The organism is Vallitalea sediminicola (assembly GCF_054408565.1).
Genome location: NZ_BTPT01000009.1, coordinates 112,128 through 129,951, shown reverse-complemented (window position 1 = coordinate 129,951; position 17,824 = coordinate 112,128). Strand labels below are relative to the sequence as shown.

The following is a 17,824-nucleotide window of genomic DNA, read 5'->3' as shown; positions in this document are numbered from 1 at the left end:
TTAGACAACTCCTTATATTGATATTAATGATTAACTAGGTCTTTTTGAATTTATATATCGTTTAGGTTAGGAGAAAGATACATGGATATAAACTTGAACATGATAAAAGATAAAAATAAAATAATGGATGATAAAAAAACATTTGATATGAAAATTGATAAAAGACGTGAAGTTCTTGAGTCAGTAGCTAGAAAAATGTTTTTGCTTAATGCTTGTATAGCAGTTATTAGTGTAGCAGCTATAACTTTTTTTGTGTTTTACAAAGGGTTACAACCATTTTTTTCTAGTAATGCAGAAGGAACTTATAGTTTAGTAGATTTCTTAACAGGCACCCAGTGGCGACCAAATGATGATATCAATAGTGCTATGTACGGCATTCTATATATGATATGTGGTTCACTAATGGCTACTGTTGGAGCCATAATCATCGGAGTACCTATAGGAATACTAACAGCTGTTTTTATATCACAGATAGCACCAAAAAATATTAAAAAGATAATTAAGCCTGCGGTAGAATTATTGGCTGGTATACCTTCAGTTATCTATGGGGTATTTGGATTAGGGATAATTGTACCTAAGATTATGGATATATCTCCTAGAGCTCAAGGTCAATCATTATTAGCGGTTATATTAGTATTGACAATCATGATATTGCCAACTGTTATAACCATATCAGAAAGTGCTATAAATGCTGTACCAAAAGCATTTATAGAAGGATCTTACGGATTAGGAGCATCCAAGATACAAACTATTTTCAATGTTATATTACCTGCTGCAAAATCAGGTATTCTAGCAGGAGTAGTACTTGGAATAGGTAGGGCTATTGGAGAAACCATGGCGGTTATGCTTGTGGCTGGAAATCCAATTGCAGGTATTCCAACTAGTATATGGGACCCTATAAGACCATTGACTACTAACATTGCTATGGAAATGGGATATGCATTTGGATTGCATCAAGAAATACTATTTTCAACGGGAGTAGTACTATTTATATTTATTATTATACTTAATCTTATATTAAATAAAATTACAGCAAAGGCAGGAGATAAATAATGAATAGAAGTATAAAAGATAAAATAATGTACGCATTCATTGGTTTAGCAACAGCTTTTACTGTAGGGATTTTATTATGGATAATAGGATTTGTTTTTGTTAACGGATTAAAATATGTCAATCTTGATTTTATTACTTCAAATTATGATTCACGAACAACTTATGTAACGATACCAGTTTCTGATAACAATACTAATAATAAATTAGGAATCAATTTTGAAATAAAAGAATATGAAGACACTAAATATCCTGTTATAACATCCTTGGATAAGTCATCAAAAGTAAAAGAAGCAGTGGATAAAAAAGGTGAATCATTCAAGCTTAGAAAAGGAGATATAATTAAAAAAGTTGCAAGTAAATCAACAGGTGATATTACAAATGAAGAATTGATCAATATTATAAATAGCGTTGAAACCGATACTATCTTGGTTAAAGTAACTAATAAAGGGGAAGGTATATTCCCTATGTTGATCACTACATTATTGACAATATCATTGTCATTGATAGTAGCATGTCCTATTGGTATTTTTGCGGCTATATATTTAACAGAGTATGCTAAACCTGGTAGATTAGTGCGATTAATACGATTTGCTACAGAGAGTTTGGCAGGTATTCCATCAATTATATTTGGACTATTTGGTATGATCTTCTTTGTAGTATTCTTAAAATTCAATTATTCTATTTTAGCTGGTTCCTTAACTCTTAGTATAATATTATTACCAGTTATTATCAGACAAACTGAAGAGTCCCTTAGAGCTATACCCAATTCGTATAGAGAAGGTTCTCTGGGATTAGGAGCTACCAAATTACAAACTATCAGAAAGGTAGTATTGCCTAATGCGGTATCAGGTATAGTCGTGGCAATTATACTTAGTATAGGAAGAATTGTAGGAGAATCTGCAGCATTGTTACTTACTGCGGGTACAGTAGCTAGAGTACCTAAAAACCTATTTTCATCTGGGGCAACATTAACAGTAAAAGCCTATGCTGTTGCAGAAGAACAAGGGGATATTGGTATGGCTTGTGCTATAGGGTCAGTTGTAATAATTCTTATCTTAGTATTGAATACACTATCAAAATTAATATCTAGGAAGCTAAATAAGTCAAACATATAAATAGAGGTGATGAGATGGATAACAATATAAAATTTACTGTAGAAGATCTTGATTTGTTTTATGGAGATTTCAAGGCATTAAACAAAATAAATATGAATATAAATACCAATGAAATAACAGCATTGATTGGACCATCAGGTTGTGGTAAATCAACATTTCTTAGAACATTAAATAGAATGAATGATCTAATTGAAGGAGTAAAAGTTGATGGATCCATTAAAATTGATGGAGAGGACATATATGGAGATATAGATGTAATAAAATTAAGAACGAGAGTTGGGATGGTATTTCAAAAACCTAATCCATTTCCAATGAGTATTTACGATAATATTGCATACGGACCAAGAGCACATGGTATCAAAAAGAAGAGCCAGCTCAATGAAATTGTTGAAAAGAGTCTACGTAGAGCTGCAATATGGGATGAAGTAAAAGATAGACTCAAAAGGAATGCCATTAGTTTATCTGGAGGACAACAGCAAAGAATATGTATCGCTAGAGCATTAGCCATAGAACCAGAAGTATTATTGATGGATGAGCCTACTTCAGCACTTGATCCTATTTCAACTATGAAAATTGAGGACTTGGCAACTGAATTAAAAAAAGATTATTCGATTATAATGGTTACACATAATATGCAGCAAGCTGCTAGAATCTCTGATAAGACAGCATTTTTTTTGTTAGGGGAGTTAATTGAATATAATAAGACCGAAATGATATTCAGTAATCCTGAAATCAGTAAAACAGAAGAATATATAACTGGAAGATTCGGTTGATTAATCATATAATGAAAGGATTGAAAAATTATGCCAATAAGATATAATTTTGAAAAGAAAATAAATGAACTTCACAAAGATTTAATTAAAATGGGTACACTTATAGAGCAGTCATTGGATGATGCTATATCGGCTCTTAAGAAGCAGGATGTATCTTTAGCTAAAAAGGTTATCGGTAAAGACGACGAAATAGATAATATGGAATTAAGAATTGAAAAAGAGTGCTTATTATTGATTGCAACTCAACAGCCTATAGCAGCTGATTTACGTGATATTGCATCTGTGCTTAAAATAATTACAGATCTAGAAAGAATCGGCGATCATTGTACAGATATATCGGAATATACAATTAGACTTGCTGATGAGAAATATATCAAACCTCTTATTCATATACCTCAAATGGCAGAAGAAGTCAAAAAAATGATAAAAGATACTATTGACAGCTGTATTAATAAAGATTTAGAGTTAGCGAAAAATGTTTGTAGCAGAGATGATATAATAGATAATTATTTTGACAAGATAGTGAATGAGTTGATGTTTTTGATGATAGATAATAGTAGTGTAGTTAAGCAATGTACAGATTTTCTTTTTATAGTTAAATATCTTGAAAGAATGGGAGACCATGCTACTAATATCGCTGAATGGATAATATTTACTGTGACAGGAGAACATATATAAAAGGCAGTGCTTTTTTATGATATAATATATAAAGAATAACCATTTTTATATATTATAGGAGGTGTGATAGTGGCTACAAATGTTCTTATAGTAGATGATGAAATGCATATATTAGAGTTGTTGCGTTATAACCTAGAAAGCAATGGGTATAGCGTTATACAATCAGAAACCGGAGAAGAAGCACTTAAGAGACTAAGAGATAACAACATAGATATAATTCTACTAGATTTAATGTTACCAGGAATAGATGGTCTAGAAGTATTAAGGGAAATAAGAAGTACAGAAGAATATAAAGAAATTCCTGTAATCATGTTAACAGCTAAAAATGAAGAATTTGATACTGTTCTTGGTCTAGAGATGGGAGCAGATGATTATATAGGAAAGCCATTTGGCATTCACGAATTACTTGCACGAATGAAAGCAATATTTAGAAGAACAAAAGATAATAAAAATATTAAACATGATGAAAAAGAAGAAATACTATATATTGGAGAACTAACTATCAATAAGTTGACTCATGAGGTTACTATTAGGGATAATCAATTAGAATTACCTCTAAAAGAATTCGAGTTATTATATATCCTAGCAAAAAATAAAGGACGTGTTTTTGATAGACAATACTTATTGGATAAAATATGGGGATATGATTATTATGGTGAAACTAGAACAGTCGATGTTCATATAAGGAGTTTAAGGAAAAAGATTGAAAGAGATGATAAAAACCCAGAACTCATAAAAACAGTGAGGGGAGTAGGATATAAGTATAAATAATAACTTTTGTAATGGGGTGATAGGATGCAAAAAAAATTAATGGCAACTTATATACTAATAATTTCATTAACTATTATTATCGCAATTTTATTTTCATGGAATAAAGGTAATAAATATTTTAGAGATACTATTAGAAAAGATACAGAAACTAAAGGGCAATTATTAGAAGATATTTTATCTAATGAAACTGAAAAAGACAGCTTGGATTTTCAAGCTTTCGCTGATGAATATTCTAGTAAATCAGAAGTTAGGATTACCATTATTGATATGGAAGGAACAGTAGTTGCTGATTCAGATGAAGACTACCTTATAATGGATAATCATGCTTATAGAAATGAAGTATCCAGTGCTATTAAAGGTGAAATTGCATCCAAAATTAGATATAGTGATACAATAGGAGCTTATTATTTATATACTGCTTTACCTATTGATGTAAAAGGGTTTAGTGGTGTTTTAAGATTATCTGTACCGTTGTTAGATATACAGAATATAGCTATAGATATGATTAAATATGTTGTATATGGTATTTTGATTGGTGCAATTGTTTCGGTTATTATCGCTTATATAGTAACAAAAAGGTTCATGGAACCCCTTAAACAATTAACACGGGCAGCAATGAAGATATCAGAAGGTAATTATGACGATAAAATATATATACGCAATAATGATGAAACAGGAAAGTTAGCTGAAGCATTTAATGATATGACAGTTAAACTTAGTCTTAATATGTGGAAATTGGAAAAAAGGAACTTGGAATTTGAGTCCGTTCTGAGTAGTATGATCAATGGTGTAGTAGCAGTTGATGAGGAATATAAAGTATTTTTATATAATAGTAAGTTAAATAAGATATTGGGCATAGATGAGGATCTTGTTGGTAAGTCAATATATGAAGTAATACGTAACACAACCATTTTCAATGTCTTAGAAAGGTCCATAGAACAAAATGAGTATATCGTTGATGAAACAGTAATAAAAATTGGTAAAAATGATAAAACTATTAGGGTATATGCTAATCCTATATTTGCACCAAAACGTGCCAGTATTAAAACAATGGGAACACTACTTGTAATTAGAGACATAACGGAAATAAAGAAGTTAGAGACAATGAGAAGTGATTTTGTATCTAATGTAACTCATGAGTTAAACACTCCTTTAACATCAATTAGGGGTTTTGTTGATACTCTTAAAAATGGAGCTATAAAAGACGAAAAAGTAGCTACTAGATTTTTAGATATCATAGACATTGAAACAGAACGATTATCTCTATTGATTCAGGATATTCTATCACTTTCTGCAATAGAAAACATGGAAGATGAAAAAAACAGTAGTGAAAACAATATGGGATACATTATCAATGAAGTAATTGAAATTCTAAGTCCCAAGCTAGAAAATAAAGATCTCAGCATAGATATTAGAATAAAAGATCATATAACCTATAACTGTAATAGAAATAGGATTAAACAACTAATTATTAATCTTATGGATAATGCAATAAAATACACTGAAAAGGGTCAAATTCAGATTATATGTGATGAAACAGAGGAAGAAATAATTATAGAAGTGACTGACACAGGTATAGGAATTGAAAAACAGCATATACCTAGATTATTCGAGAGATTTTATAGAGTGGATAAGGGGCGTTCAAGAAATATGGGAGGTACAGGACTAGGCCTATCTATAGTTAAACATATTGTAGGACTTTATAAAGGAAAAATAGAGGTTGAAAGTAAGATTGGAAAAGGAACAACTTTCAAAATTATACTTCCTAAATGAGGTTTATTATAAAATATTGTTATTACTATTGATAATGGATGAGGAATGATTGTATCTGCCTTTAATAAAATAATTTATTTTATACTTGATTTATTTATTAAACTATAATATAATTTTAATCATCAACGCAACCGTTTGCACTTAAAATAATCTGAAAAGGTAGGTGTAAATATTCGTGAGAGAATATTTTAATAGTGATGATTGGCTTATTATAGAAGAAGGGTTTGAACCTGATTATAATAGGGTTTCTGAAAGTGTAATGAGTTTAGGAAATGGTCATATGGGTATTCGTGGTAATTTTGAAGAGAAATATTCAGGTGACAGTCTTTCAGGTTCTTATTATGCAGGTATTTATTATCCTGATAAAACCAAAGTAGGATGGTGGAAAAACGGTTATCCAGAGTGGTTTGCAAAAGTACTTAATGGTATTAATTTTATTGGAATTGATGTTAAAATTAATGAATTGGAATTAGATATTGCAAAATGTACTGTAATCGATTTTCAACGTATACTCAACATGAAACATGGTTATTTAGAAAGAAGTTTTGTTGCTATTGATAAGAATAATAACAAAACGAAAATAATAAGCAAAAGATTTTTGAGTATGGCTGATTCAGCAATAGCTGCAATCAAGTATACTGTTATGCCGTTGAATTATGACGGAGAGATAACATTGACTCCATATCTAGATGGAAAAGTAGTTAATGAAGATTCTAACTATGATGAATATTTCTGGGAAGAAATAGATAAAAAGGCAGAAGAAACATTATGTAATCTTAACATGAGAACTAAAAAATTGGATTTTCGTGTAGCTTGTGCTATGAAATACGAATTAACCAATAAAGGCGAAAAAGTAGAACCAAAAGAAACTTCATTAATTTGTAAGGAAGATTATGTAGCTAATGTGATTAACGTATCTGTTAATGCAGGAGACGAAATTACTCTAACAAAATATATTGCAGCGGTTACTAACAGAGATTACAAAAATGAAAAGCTGAATGACAAATCTGTCAATGAGGTAACCAAAGCTTTTGAAACAGGTTTTGAAGATTTGTTCATAGCTCATAAAGAAACATGGGAAAGTAAATGGGAAGAAAATGATATTACTATAAAAGGTGATAAAAAGGCTCAACAAGGAATCAGGTTCAACATATTCCACCTTAATCAAACATATACTGGTGAAGATCAAAGACTGAATATAGGTCCAAAAGGTTTTACTGGTGAAAAATATGGAGGTAGCACATATTGGGATACAGAAGCTTATTGTATACCTTTTTATTTAAGTACTTCCCCAAGTAAAATATCTAAAAACCTATTGATATATCGATATAATCATCTAGAAAAAGCGAAAGAAAATGCTAGAAAGCTAGGTTTTAAGGGTGCATTATATCCAATGGTCACTATGAATGGAGAAGAGTGCCATAACGAATGGGAGATAACATTCGAAGAAATTCATAGAAATGGTGCTATCGCATATGCTATATATAATTATATTAATTACACAGGTGATAAGAAACACCTAGCTGATTATGGAATAGAAGTTCTAGTTGAAATAAGCCGTTTTTGGGCTGATAGAGTAAACTACAATAAATCTAAAGATAATTATATGATTTTGGGAGTTACTGGTCCTAATGAATACGAGAACAATGTAAATAACAACTGGTATACTAATACAATAGCCAGTTGGACATTAGGTTATACATTAGAAGCTTTAGACTATGTAAAAACTGATTCTAGCAATATCTATGACGAGTTAATGAATAAGCTGGAATTAAAAGAACAAGAAGTAGATAGATGGAAAGATATAATTAATAAAATGTATTATCCATATATTGAAGATGAAAAAGTTTTTTCCCAACAAGACGGTTATATGGATAAAGAACAGATATTAGTAAAAGAATTACCAGAAGGTAATTTGCCAATTAATAAGAATTGGTCTTGGGATAGGATATTACGTTCATGCTTTATAAAACAGGCAGATGTTATGCAGGGTATCTATTTCTTTAATGAAAGATATGACCTTGATACTATTAAAAGAAATTTTGATTTCTATGAACCAAGAACAGTTCATGAATCATCCTTATCACCATGTATCTACTCAATCTTAGCTAGTCAATTAGGATATGAAAAGAAAGCTTACGAACTATATCTAAGAACTGCTAGGCTTGATCTTGATAATTACAACTGTGATAGTGATGACGGACTTCATATAACAAGTATGGCAGGTACATGGATGTCAGTGGTACATGGTTTTGGTGGTTTGAAAGTTAAAGATAATGAATTGTATCTATCACCATTTTTACCAAAATCATGGCAAGAATATTCATTCAGAATTCTATTCAGAGATAGCCTTCTTAATGTAGAAGTAGGTAATTCTATATTTATTGAATTATTATCAGGTGATGATGTGACTATTAATGTATTCAAGAAAAAATACAATGTAACTAAGAATAATAAAATAGAGATATAGAATAGAATTATGTACAGTAAAATATTTTATAAATAATATATAGAAGTAATAAAAAAGATATACTATATTATCGGAGATATTAGTTCGTATACCTTATATTGGTATTCATAATATGCTTTTAATAATATAGTATATCTTTTATTTTGTAGAATCTCTTTCTATTAATCTAGTATCAATAATATAATTATTTGTTTCCATTGGAGTTTTTTCTATTTGATTTATAAGGAGTTTTGCAGCAAACATACCTAATTTTTCTGCGTTGATATCAACTGACGAAATACTTGGCTTTTTATACTGGGATATAATAGTATTATTAAAACCTACTAGAGATACATTGTTGATATCCTGTTCTAAGAGTGCTCTTTGGACTCCAAAAGCAATTAAATCATCTGTTGTGACAACTGCATCTGGTGTACAGTATTCTATCATTTCCTTAGTGGCTTCATAAGCTGCTTCTTCAGTATAATCTTTTTCATATATAAGATTCAGGTCTGCTTTTATATTATTAACTTTTAAAGCTTTCAAATAACCGAGTAATCTATATTTAGTTACTTTGAATTCGTGAGAACCTCCAATAAATCCAATATTCGTTTTACCTTTCTTGATTAATAGATCAACAACAGTATACATTGCTTTAATATTGTCATTATCTACCCAGTAAGTATGATTTTCATCATCAGGTTTTCCAATAACTACAAAAGGATGTTTTTTAGATTGTAAAAAGGCAATGCTTTTATCATTATCTTTAACAGTTGTTAGAATAATTCCGTCAACCCATTGACTACCTACTAAGTTAGAGAGAACTTCGACTTCGTCTTCATTATTATCAGCATGTGTAAAGAGTATATAATATCCTTTTTCTTTTGCATAAGAGCTGATACCACGCATAGCTTGAACAAAGAATGGATTTAGCAACAAATCAGATTTTGAACCTGGTAATAGAAGTCCTAATGTCTTAGTTGATTTATTAGTTAGACTTCTTGCTATTAAGTTAGGTTGATAATTCAATTCTGCCATAGCAGCTCTTACACGTTCTTTAGTTGCATCACTTATTCTAGAATTGTTTGATATAACTCTTGATACAGTTGAAGGGGAAACGTTTGCACGATGGGCTACATCTTTTATTGTTACGGACATTAATACACTTCCTTTTTTGAATTATTATAAAATCATTATATAACAATTAATGAGTGAAATCAACTAGAGCGTGTATAATTAGCCGATTTGTGGAGTATTAATAAACAATACCTATGAAAAAATCTTTTTTTTGTTGACAATTTATAGACCTCATGATATACTTCCTATGTAAGGCAAACGGTTGCATTATTAATAACTAAGTAAATAATGGTTATAATAACATAATAAGGAAAGAATTTATTTAAATATTATGTTAAAACATGTATTTACTTATAGTTAATATTAGATAGGAATTATTACTAATAAATGCAATCCATTGCAAGAAAATCAGAGAAAAGGGGAAATGAAAATGAAAAATAAGATTTTTAAAACTTTATCTATTTTACTAGTAGTAGTATTTGCAATAGCAGGATGTAAATCCAATACTGACTCAAATAATGATTCTAAAGATAAGCCAAAAGCAACTGTTGATATATTTCAATTTAAAGTAGAAGCAAAAGAGGCATTAGAATCAGCAGCAGCAGAATATATGAAGGAAAATGAAAATATAACTATAAATATTGAAACTGTAGGTGGCGGAGATGATTACGGTGCTGCTTTGAAGTCTAGATTTGCATCGGGAAAAGAACCTGCAATATTCAATGTTGGTGGCTTACAAGATGTTTATGATTGGTCAGATAATTTAGCTGATTTATCAGATGAATCATGGGTTGAATTAGCTTATTCAGGAACACTGGATTCAGTTACAGTTGATGGTAAAGTATACGGATTACCATTTAATCAAGAAGGTTACGGATTAATATACAACAAAGCAATCTTCGAAAAAGCTGAGATAGATCCTGCAACAATTACATCATTCAAAGCTTTAGAAGAGGCTGTTAAGAAATTAGATTCAATGAAAGAAGAATTAGAACTAAAAGCAGTATTTGCATTCCCTGCAAAAGAGACTTGGGTAACAGGATTACATCTTGCAAATATCCAATTCGCTAATGAGTTCAAATCTGTAAATGAAGCATATGAAGCTAAGTCAATTGAAATGCCACATGCTGATGCATGGAAAAAACTACTTGACCTTCAAACAGATTATGCTTATCAACCAGATGGAACAAAAGGTTCATTAAACAGTGTGGATTACTCTACACAAGTTGAAGAAATGTTCTCTATCGGTAGAGTAGCAATCATTCAACAAGGTAACTGGGCATATGGAAGTATTGCTGGTATCGATGAAGAACTTGCTTCAAATATCGGATTATTACCATTACCACTTGAAGGCGTAAAAGAAGATTCTATTCCAGTTGGAATACCTAACTATTGGGCTGTAAATAGTGCTAAAAATGAAAATGAAATAGCAGCAGCAAAAGATTTCTTGAACTGGTTATATACTTCAGATGAAGGTAAGAAAAGAATTATAAATGATTTCAAATTCATTCCTGCTTTTACTGGATATGAGGGAGACGAACTTCAACCAAATGATCCACTTGCACAAGATATTCTTAGATACAGTAATGAAGGTAAAACAATGCCATGGGTATTCATGGGATATCCAACAGGTTGGGGCATGGATGTATTAGGTGCTGATATTCAAGGATATTTACTAGGTGACTTAACATGGGAAGACTTAATTAAAAATGCTAAAGATACATGGGCTGAAAGTAGAAAATAATAGAGAAACATTGTAACATACAATATAAAGCAGTAAACGGTTATTAGAAACAATATAAACTGTTTCCTGCTTTATATATTGATATAAAGAATAGCATAATAATTTTAAAACAAAACAGTTTAGGAGGTTTGCATATGAGACGAAGTAAAGTAGCTTTTTATGGATTTATTGCACCATGTTTTATAGCATTTACTATAACGGTAATTATTCCGTTTTTATTTGGGATATACTATTCCTTTACTGACTGGAATGGTATTAAAAGTGACGTCAGCTTTATCGGATTTGATAATTACGTTAAAATTTTCAGTGATAAAAGTTTTGGAACTTCATTTACATTTACAATATTGTTTGCAGTAGTATCAGTATTACTAATTAACATTATAGGATTTACTTTAGCAATCATAGTAACCAGAAAATTAAAAATCCAGAATGTACTTAGAACTGTATTTTTCATGCCTAATCTTATAGGTGGATTAATTCTAGGATTTATATGGCAATTTATATTTGTTAAAGTATTTGCTATGATAGGTGAAGCAACAGGTGCAACATGGATGCTCGGATGGTTATCCACCACAAAAACAGGTTTTTGGGGATTGGTAATACTAATGTGTTGGCAGATGTCAGGATATATAATGATCATTTATATTGCAGCATTACAAAATATACCTACGGAATTAATAGAGGCATCTAAAATTGATGGTGCTAGCTTTAGAAATAGAATGAAACATATAATATTCCCTTTAATAAGACCAGGGTTTACAGTTTGTTTGTTCTTAACATTATCAAATGCTTTCAAGTTATATGACCAGAACTTATCATTAACTGGTGGAGCTCCAAGAAATTCAACACAAATGCTTTCCCTTAACATATATAATACAGCATTCAAGTTCAATAAAATGGGGCAGGCACAGGCAAAAGCAATTATTTTCTTCGTAGTTATAGCTTTAATTTCCCTTATTCAAGTATATTTTTCTAAGAAAGGGGAGGTGGAGCTGTAATGAAAACCAATAAAATTGTTACAGGAGTTATAGGTACTTTAATAGGATTATTGTTCATCGCACCATTTTATATCATACTCACTAACTCATTCAAGACAAAGAAAGAACTTTTCTTGAATACGTTAAGCTTACCAAAGGGTCTGAATTTTGATAACTATATTAAAGCTTGGAAAGAGTTAGACTTCATTAAGGTATTTTTAAATTCATTTTTGATAACGTTCATAAGTATTGTTTTAATCATTATATTTGCTTCAATGGCTGCATGGATGATTCAGAGAACTAATAATAAGATAGCTAACCTTATTCTATATATGTTTATAGCTGCTATGCTGATTCCTTTTCAATCTGTTATGCTTCCATTAGTTCGTCTAATGGGTAATTTGCATCTGTTGAATATACCAGGAATAATATTTATGTACCTTGGATTTGGATCGAGTTTATCTATATTCCTTTACCATGGTTTTATAAAAAGCATACCTCGTAGTTTAGATGAGGCGGCGACAATAGATGGATGTAATAGCTTACAAACTTATATATATATAATATTCCCCATATTAAAGCCTATATCAATAACAGTAGCACTGTTGAACATGGTTTGGATATGGAATGATTACTTACTACCATCATTAACAATTAATAATGAAAAAACTCATACGATACCCCTTAGAATATTTTACTTCTTCGGTCAATATACTAAACAGTGGCATTTAGCACTCGCAGGATTAACTCTTAGTATAATCCCAGTTATTATCTTCTATTTCTTTGCACAGAAGCAAATTATTGAGAGTGTAACAGCTGGTAGTGTAAAAAGTTAAATATTATATTATCGAATTCTATAGGAACTATCTCACCAATACATTGACGATTGATGTATTAAGAGGTAGTCCTTGTTTTATTATATAGAAAAGATATATGTTAATTGTACATATATTTTTAACGCGACTATAGGTGGTCGCTTTTCTTTTTGCTACAGAAAATGGATAATTATTGCTAAAATACTAGAATAATAATATAAATGTTGAATAAATAAATAAAATGAGTTGACAGTGTATATGTGTCTAAGGTATTATTTTAATATTAAATAATAGATTATAATAGTTAATTTGTGACTGTAACAAAAAGTATTATCATTTATTAACTCATTACATTACTATAAATAACGATCTTTAGGAGGATATAATTGATGAAGCATGAATTAGTCATTGTTTTAGATTTTGGTGGACAGTACAAGCAATTGATTGCTAGACGTATTAGAGAAGCTAGCGTATATTGTGAAGTTATGCCTTTTGATACTCCACTTAGTAAAATAAAGGAAATGAATCCTGTTGGTATCATATTCACTGGTGGACCAAGTGTTGTCTATGAAGAAAATGCACCTATGTTAGAAAAAGAACTATTTGAACTTGGTATTCCTATTCTTGGAATATGTTATGGTTCTCAGTTAATGGGATATGTTCTTGGCGGAGAAGTTGAAAAAGCTGAGCATAGAGAGTATGGTAAAACTGATTTAACTGTTAAAACTGATAATTTAATGTTTAAAGATGTAGAAGAAAATTCAATATGTTGGATGAGTCATACTTATTATATAAGTAAACCACCAGTAGGTTTTGAAGTTATTGCATCTACAAAAACATGTCCAGTTGCAGCTATGGCAGATGTAGATAAAAAATTATATGCTGTTCAATTTCACCCAGAAGTAGTTCATACACCAGAAGGAACTAAGATGTTAAGAAACTTCCTATATAATGTATGTGGTTGTAAAGGCGATTGGGTAATGAACGATTTTGCTCAAGATCAAATTAGATTATTAAAAGAAAAAATAGGCGATAAAAAAGTATTGTGTGCTCTTTCAGGTGGAGTTGATTCATCAGTAGCAGCCTTACTTATTCATAAAGCAGTTGGAAAACAATTAACTTGTATATTTGTTGACCATGGTCTTCTTCGTAAAAATGAAGGTGATGATGTAGAACGAATATTCAGGAAAGAATTTGACATGAACATTATCCGAGTTAATGCTGAAGATCAATTCTTAAATGCATTACAAGGAGTAAGTGATCCAGAGAGAAAACGTAAGATTATCGGTGAAGAATTCATCAGAGTCTTTGAAGTTGAAGCTAAAAAAATTGGAACTGTTGATTTCTTGGTTCAAGGAACAATCTATCCAGATGTAATTGAAAGTGGAACTAAAAATGCAGCAGTCATCAAGAGTCACCATAATGTTGGAGGACTTCCTGATTATGTTGATTTCAAAGAGATTATTGAACCACTAAGAGATTTATTTAAAGATGAAGTTAGAGATGTAGGACGTGCAATAGATATCCCTGAATTCTTAGTAAGCCGTCAACCATTTCCTGGTCCTGGACTTGCTATAAGAATCATAGGTGATATCACTAAAGATAAGATTGCAATATTACAAGATGCTGATTATATCTTTAGAGAAGAAGTTAGAAATGCTGGTCTTGATAAAGAGATATGGCAGTATTTCGCAGTTCTTACTAACTCAAAAAGTGTTGGAGTAATGGGTGATGAAAGAACTTATCATTACACTATAGCACTAAGAGGTGTAACTAGTTTAGATGGAATGACAGCCGACTGGGCTAGAATACCTTATGATGTACTAGAAAAAATGTCTGTTCGTATTGTTAATGAAGTAGATAATGTTAATAGAATTGTGTATGATATAACTAGTAAGCCACCGGCTACTATTGAGTGGGAGTAGTAGTGAGATACCCTACAAGCATAGTAAATACTGGGTTTGTAGGGTTTATTTATTTCTCGTGATACTACTATGATACTAAAATAGAAGAAAAGATGTGATTTAGAGGTTGTTGTATAAGTTTTGAAGCTTATCAGCAGCCTCTTTTTGCTTGTTGGGATAGAGGTGTGAATAAGTCTCTAGAGTTGTTTGGATATTTTCATGTCCTAGACGTTCAGAGACAAGCAGAGCGTTTTCTCTAAGTTCAATGAGCATTGAGGCGTGGGAATGGCAAAGATCATGCACTCTGATTTTAGGAATTCCTGTTATCATACAGGCACGTTTCATTTGATGTGTAAGTTTATGCTTTGCCATTAAGAAGAGACGATCTGTAGAATTAGGTTTATAAAGGTGGTCCATATATATTCTAATCGTTTTACAAAGGAAATCAGGAATGTCTATGATTCGATTACTTTTAGGAGTCTTTGGTTTTTGTATAATATCTTTCTTATGAAGTCGTGCATAGGTTTTGTTAATAGTTATCTTCTTGTTATTAAAATCATATCTTTAACAGATAGGCAAGGAGTTCACCTGATCGAATACCAGTCCAGAATAGAATATTAAAGGCTGCTCTCATTTGAAAATCTTCAACAAAGTAATAGACGAATGTCCTGAACTGATTTGGTGTCCATATCTTCATTTCAGAATCAGATTTCTTTGAACCGATACTCTTTGCCTTACGTGCAGGATTGCTCTTTAGCTTATGGAAGTCAACGGCATAGTTAAACATCGCTGACAGTTGATTATGGATTGTCTTTTGATAAGTGGACTTATAACCCTTGCTGATGATTTCATTTTGCCATCTTCTAACCATTGCAGAATCAATCTTATCTATTTGAGTTTCACCAAAGTAAGGGAGAAGTTGATGTTCAATAACATTCATTTTATTATCAATGGTCGTTGATTTTAATCTGGTCTCACAGTCCTTCATGTATACAACATATAGATCTTTGAATGAAAACATTAATCCCCCAGCTATGCTGGGGCGAATAGAGTAAAAGGAATTGTTACGTAGGATAGCAAAAAGCCTCCTAGGATAAAATGATAAAGGTGTCGTAACCCAATATCAGAATAGGAGGCGGTCCTAATGGACAATTCAAGCTTATCACATACTAGATGGAAATGCCATTACCATATAGTATTTATACCCAAATATAGGCGCAAGGTTCTGTGTGGTCAAGTGAAAAATGATATGAGAGAAATCTTGAAAAAACTGTGCGAGTATAAAAAAAGTTGAAATAATAGAGGGTGCAGTGTGCAAAGATCATGTGCATTTATGTGTTAGTATTCCTCCAAAGTACAGTGTTTCGGAATTTGTAGGATATTTAAAAGGGAAGAGTGCATTGATGATATTTGATAAACATCCGAATTAGGGAAGTAAGTGGAATAGAACATTTTGGGCAAGAGGATACTATGTAACAACTATAGGAAATATCACAGAAGATGCAATAAAGAAATATATACAAGAACAACAAGAAGAAGCAAGAAAAGAAGAACTAAGAAATTAAGGGCTTCTTTAAGAGGTAGATGGTAGTAATGCTTGCGATACCCGCCTTTAGGCGTGCAAGTAACAAAGCCCTTATAGGGCTAATATCAAACCACCACTTGAAGTGGTGGCTGCCGACTTAATCCTTCAAGCTTTTTCCTTTGAAGTGATGTTATTGTAGTTTGTGGAAGTTTGCTATAGAGATCATGAGAAGATTTAATATCACTTAGATGTTCAGGATCTATATTGCAAATGAAACTGGCTAATTCGATAATGTTTACATGGTTGAGTCCATAGGTAGTTATTCTTTCTCTGAGTTCATTCATTTGGTATTCCTCCTTAATGTTTGGTTGTGTTGTTTCGTTTAATTCACATGTGCTTATATTGCAGTAATAGCAATAATAAGTGTCACAGCTTTCTGAATGGACATATCCTTCATTTCCAACTGTTGGGCAACATATAGTTAGATAAGACGGACAGTTGGCACAATATGGCATTGTGATAGACTGATGAATGTAATAGCATAGAGTTTGCATTAGATTACCTCCTTTCTAGGCGTATAAAAAGAACCTTCATATACGTTTTGTACATGAGGGTTCGAATTACTTTAGTAATGATATTGATGGTTAAGGTGAGTATATATACATGACATTTTAATCAAGTGATTATACTTATTTAACTTAGAAGAATTGGAACAAAACATGCCTATATACCATCTAATACATGAGAATTATCAGTTGATTTATAGGTTGACCTATTAGCTTCAAGAAGACTTCAAAATACTTTGGAGAGTGAACCATATAGAAGGGCACGGGCATGAAACGATTATGATGTTTTTTTCATATACATTATTACCTCTAGAAAAATTATATAATTTCAATATAGTTTGATTTTGTTCGCATTAAAGAATATAATAATTAATAGAGTCAAAATATTAACAAGGAGTGATAAGATATGGAATTCAAAACAAATAAACAAGCTGCTGATGAATGGTGTATCACTTCAAGACGGGTGCAAATCCTTTGTAATGAAGATAGGATTGATGGAGCAACTAAGCTTGGTGTTAACTGGCTGATACCTAAGGATGCCAAACAACCTAATAAGCTTAAGACAGGTCCAAAATCAAATGAGAGTATAGATAATAAGAAATAG

Annotated in this window: 16 protein-coding genes and 1 pseudogene; 13 read left to right on the top strand and 4 right to left on the bottom strand. The window is 31.2% G+C overall.

Translation table 11 applies throughout. The features are described 5' to 3' along the window. The first annotated feature begins 81 nt into the window (after nt 1-81). From pstC to ACX6CF_RS04165, 7 genes are all read left to right on the top strand, one after another. Nucleotides 82-1,053, top strand: coding sequence for a phosphate ABC transporter permease subunit PstC (gene pstC, locus ACX6CF_RS04195; RefSeq protein ID WP_458784046.1), 972 nt, complete (start codon nt 82-84; stop codon nt 1,051-1,053). Next, entirely contained in the window at nt 1,053-2,168 is a 1,116-nt protein-coding gene (pstA, locus tag ACX6CF_RS04190; protein ID WP_458784045.1) for a phosphate ABC transporter permease PstA, read from the top strand. Before pstC ends, pstA begins: the two co-directional genes overlap by 1 nt. A 14-nt stretch (nt 2,169-2,182) precedes the next feature. Then, nucleotides 2,183-2,941 (top strand): phosphate ABC transporter ATP-binding protein PstB, encoded by a 759-nt coding sequence (gene pstB, locus ACX6CF_RS04185; protein ID WP_458784044.1) that lies wholly within the window; start codon nt 2,183-2,185, stop codon nt 2,939-2,941. A gap of 30 nt (nt 2,942-2,971) precedes the next feature. Further along, nucleotides 2,972-3,619: a phosphate signaling complex protein PhoU gene (phoU, locus tag ACX6CF_RS04180; RefSeq protein WP_458784043.1), complete on the top strand. Its 648-nt coding sequence runs from the start codon at nt 2,972-2,974 to the stop codon at nt 3,617-3,619. A 69-nt stretch (nt 3,620-3,688) separates the two neighbouring features. Continuing rightward, complete coding sequence (locus ACX6CF_RS04175) at nt 3,689-4,390, top strand: response regulator (protein ID WP_458784042.1); 702 nt, start codon at nt 3,689-3,691, stop codon at nt 4,388-4,390. A gap of 24 nt (nt 4,391-4,414) precedes the next feature. Then, complete coding sequence (pnpS, locus tag ACX6CF_RS04170; protein ID WP_458784041.1) at nt 4,415-6,163, top strand: two-component system histidine kinase PnpS; 1,749 nt, start codon at nt 4,415-4,417, stop codon at nt 6,161-6,163. 175 nt (nt 6,164-6,338) lie between these two features. Then, entirely contained in the window at nt 6,339-8,633 is a 2,295-nt protein-coding gene (locus tag ACX6CF_RS04165) for a family 65 glycosyl hydrolase domain-containing protein (protein ID WP_458784040.1), read from the top strand. A gap of 138 nt (nt 8,634-8,771) precedes the next feature. Here ACX6CF_RS04165 and ACX6CF_RS04160 read toward each other — a convergent pair whose 3' ends face one another. After that, the gene (locus tag ACX6CF_RS04160) at nt 8,772-9,770 is read right to left on the bottom strand and encodes a LacI family DNA-binding transcriptional regulator (protein WP_458784039.1); all 999 of its coding nucleotides are present in this window, start codon (nt 9,768-9,770) and stop codon (nt 8,772-8,774) included. 349 nt (nt 9,771-10,119) lie between these two features. Here ACX6CF_RS04160 and ACX6CF_RS04155 point away from each other — a divergent pair, with 349 nt between their 5' ends. The 4 genes from ACX6CF_RS04155 to guaA all read left to right on the top strand — a co-directional run bounded on the left by ACX6CF_RS04155 (nt 10,120) and on the right by guaA (nt 15,150). After that, the gene (locus ACX6CF_RS04155) at nt 10,120-11,433 is read left to right on the top strand and encodes an ABC transporter substrate-binding protein (RefSeq protein WP_458784038.1); all 1,314 of its coding nucleotides are present in this window, start codon (nt 10,120-10,122) and stop codon (nt 11,431-11,433) included. Nucleotides 11,434-11,567: 134 nt separating this feature from the next. Beyond that, entirely contained in the window at nt 11,568-12,431 is an 864-nt protein-coding gene (locus ACX6CF_RS04150) for a carbohydrate ABC transporter permease (RefSeq protein ID WP_458784037.1), read from the top strand. Further along, nucleotides 12,431-13,246 (top strand): carbohydrate ABC transporter permease, encoded by an 816-nt coding sequence (locus ACX6CF_RS04145; protein WP_458784036.1) that lies wholly within the window; start codon nt 12,431-12,433, stop codon nt 13,244-13,246. The genes ACX6CF_RS04150 and ACX6CF_RS04145 overlap by 1 nt, the downstream gene beginning before the upstream one ends. A gap of 368 nt (nt 13,247-13,614) precedes the next feature. After that, nucleotides 13,615-15,150 (top strand): glutamine-hydrolyzing GMP synthase, encoded by a 1,536-nt coding sequence (guaA, locus tag ACX6CF_RS04140; RefSeq protein WP_458784035.1) that lies wholly within the window; start codon nt 13,615-13,617, stop codon nt 15,148-15,150. 99 nt (nt 15,151-15,249) lie between these two features. Here the strand turns inward: guaA and ACX6CF_RS04135 are convergent, their stop codons facing one another. Further along, on the bottom strand, nt 15,250-15,663 hold the full coding sequence (locus ACX6CF_RS04135) for a tyrosine-type recombinase/integrase (protein WP_458784097.1): 414 nt from the start codon (nt 15,661-15,663) through the stop codon (nt 15,250-15,252). A gap of 22 nt (nt 15,664-15,685) precedes the next feature. Next, nucleotides 15,686-16,150, bottom strand: a complete 465-nt coding sequence (locus ACX6CF_RS04130; RefSeq protein WP_458784034.1) for a tyrosine-type recombinase/integrase — start codon at nt 16,148-16,150, stop codon at nt 15,686-15,688. 123 nt (nt 16,151-16,273) lie between these two features. Between ACX6CF_RS04130 and tnpA the strand changes: the two are divergent. After that, nucleotides 16,274-16,694 (top strand): annotated as a pseudogene (tnpA, locus tag ACX6CF_RS04125) (IS200/IS605 family transposase). Nucleotides 16,695-16,779: 85 nt separating this feature from the next. Here tnpA and ACX6CF_RS04120 read toward each other — a convergent pair. Next, a complete protein-coding gene (locus ACX6CF_RS04120) occupies nt 16,780-17,208 on the bottom strand; it encodes a hypothetical protein (RefSeq protein ID WP_458784033.1) in 429 nt (142 codons plus the stop codon). Between the two features lie 418 nt (nt 17,209-17,626). Between ACX6CF_RS04120 and ACX6CF_RS04115 the strand changes: the two genes are divergently transcribed. Continuing rightward, nucleotides 17,627-17,824 carry a DNA-binding protein gene (locus ACX6CF_RS04115; protein WP_458784032.1) on the top strand — a complete coding sequence of 66 codons (198 nt, stop codon included), beginning with the start codon at nt 17,627-17,629 and terminating at the stop codon, nt 17,822-17,824.